Origin of the sequence: Streptomyces bobili, assembly GCF_002154575.1 — a bacterium.
Lineage (GTDB): Bacteria > Actinomycetota > Actinomycetes > Streptomycetales > Streptomycetaceae > Streptomyces > Streptomyces bobili.
In genome coordinates this window covers 1-1,679 of the sequence record NZ_MUBA01000789.1, presented here as the reverse complement: position 1 = coordinate 1,679, position 1,679 = coordinate 1, and the positions used below count along the sequence as shown (strand labels likewise).

2 protein-coding genes are annotated in these 1,679 nt (G+C 75.2%); both read left to right on the top strand.

The annotated features are described in order from the left end of the window. Nucleotides 1–290: 290 nt before the first annotated feature. On the top strand, nt 291–1,490 hold the full coding sequence (locus BZL64_RS37640; protein ID WP_086773451.1) for a sensor histidine kinase: 1,200 nt from the start codon (nt 291–293) through the stop codon (nt 1,488–1,490). Further along, nucleotides 1,487–1,679 (top strand): response regulator transcription factor (locus BZL64_RS37635; RefSeq protein ID WP_143663445.1); only part of this gene is annotated, 193 nt, incomplete at its 3' end. The genes BZL64_RS37640 and BZL64_RS37635, both read left to right, overlap by 4 nt.

The window sequence follows — 1,679 nt, the reverse complement described above, 5'->3', positions numbered from 1 at the left end:
GCGCCGCCGGTGAGGAGACGGCTGCGGGAGGTGCGGGAGGTGTGACGCGTGCTGGTGTGACGCATGGCTGGTTCGGCCTTCCTGAACCGGAGTGGGGCGGGAGCGCTGGAGCGTCTCCCGGAATCCATCCTGTGGCCGTGACCGGCCGCTCCGGGTCGACGGTCCGGTCGTCCCCGGGGTCATCCGTTCGGACGACCCCCGAATCCCCGCAACGGGGCAACAATGGAGGTGTTTGCCCAGTTCAGAGGCGCCGCGACAGGCGAGAGAGGGGAAAGAGGGTGACGACGACGATGAACCGTGCCGACCGGGCCGAGGAAGGCCGGCCGGGTGACCGGGACGAGACCCGCATCCTCGCCCTCGTCATGCACGCGGCCTTCTTCGTCCTCCTGGCCGCCTCCCTGGCCCGCTACCTCGCCCGCCACGCCGGCGACCCCCGCACCCCGTGGATCATCGCCCTCTCCGCGCTGCTCGCCGTGCTGTACGTCCTCGGCCCGGCCCTCGGTGCCCGCCTCACCCGCCTGGCCTGGCTGGGCCCCACGGTCGCCGCGTGGGCGGTGCTGGTCCTGCTCGCCCCGAGCTTCGCGTGGTGCGCGGTCCCCCTCTTCTACGCCGGTCTGCGCACCCTCGCGACCGGCGCCGCGATCCCCCTGGTCGTCCTGCTCACCGCTCTCACGGTCGTGGCCCAGCTGAGGCTGGCGGGCTGGCCGGACCCCAACGTCCTGCTGGCGCCCCCGGCCGTGGCCGCCGTCGCCACCACGGTGTTCGTGGTGATGCGCCGCCAGTCGGCCCGCCGGGACGCCCTGATCGACGACCTCGTGCGCACCCGCCGCGAACTGGCCGCCACCGAACGCCGCGAGGGCACCCTCGCCGAGCGCGAACGCCTCGCCCGTGAGATCCACGACACCCTCGCCCAGGGCCTCTCCAGCCAGCGCATGCTGCTCCAGGCCGCGGACCGCCTCTGGGACGCCTCGCCCGGCACGGCCCGCGACCACGTGCGCACCGCGGCCACGATCGCCGAACGCAGCCTCGCCGAGGCCCGCCGCTTCGTCCACGACCTCACCCCGGCCGACCTCGCGGAGGGCGGCGGCCTGGAACAGGCCCTGCGCGCCCTGGCCGACCGCGAGACGACCCCCGCCCTCACCGTCCGGGTCCACACGGAGGGCACCCCGTCCGCGCCCCTCCCCGCCCCGGTCGAGTCCGCCCTGCTCCGCATCGCCCAGGGCGCCCTGGCCAACGTCCGCGAACACGCCGGGGCGAGCAGCGCCGCCCTCACCCTGACCTGCCTGGACGACCAGATCATGCTGGACGTGACGGACGACGGCCACGGCTTCGACGTACCGGCCGGCGCCACCCGCCCGGCGGGCGACCGAGGCCACGGCCTGCCCGCGATCCGGGCCCGCCTGCGCCAGCTGGGCGGCACCCTCACGATCGAGTCGTCCCCCGGCGAGGGCACGGCCCTGTCGGCGTCGATCCCCCTGGAGCCGAGATGACCCCCATCCGCATCCTGGTCTGCGACGACCACGCCGTCGTACGGGCCGGTCTGCTGGCCCTGCTCGGCAGCGCCCCGGACATCGAGGTGGTCGGCGAGGCGGGCAGCGGCGAGGAGGCCCTCGCGCTGGCCCGCAGGCTGCGCCCGGACGTCGTCCTGATGGACCTCCAGCTGGGCGAGGGCATCGACG

Bases quoted from the DNA above. Each gene is read 5' to 3' on its own strand.
- BZL64_RS37640 (WP_086773451.1), top strand. From the start codon at position 291: ATGAACCGTGCCGACCGGGCCGAGGAAGGCCGGCCGGGTGACCGGGAC.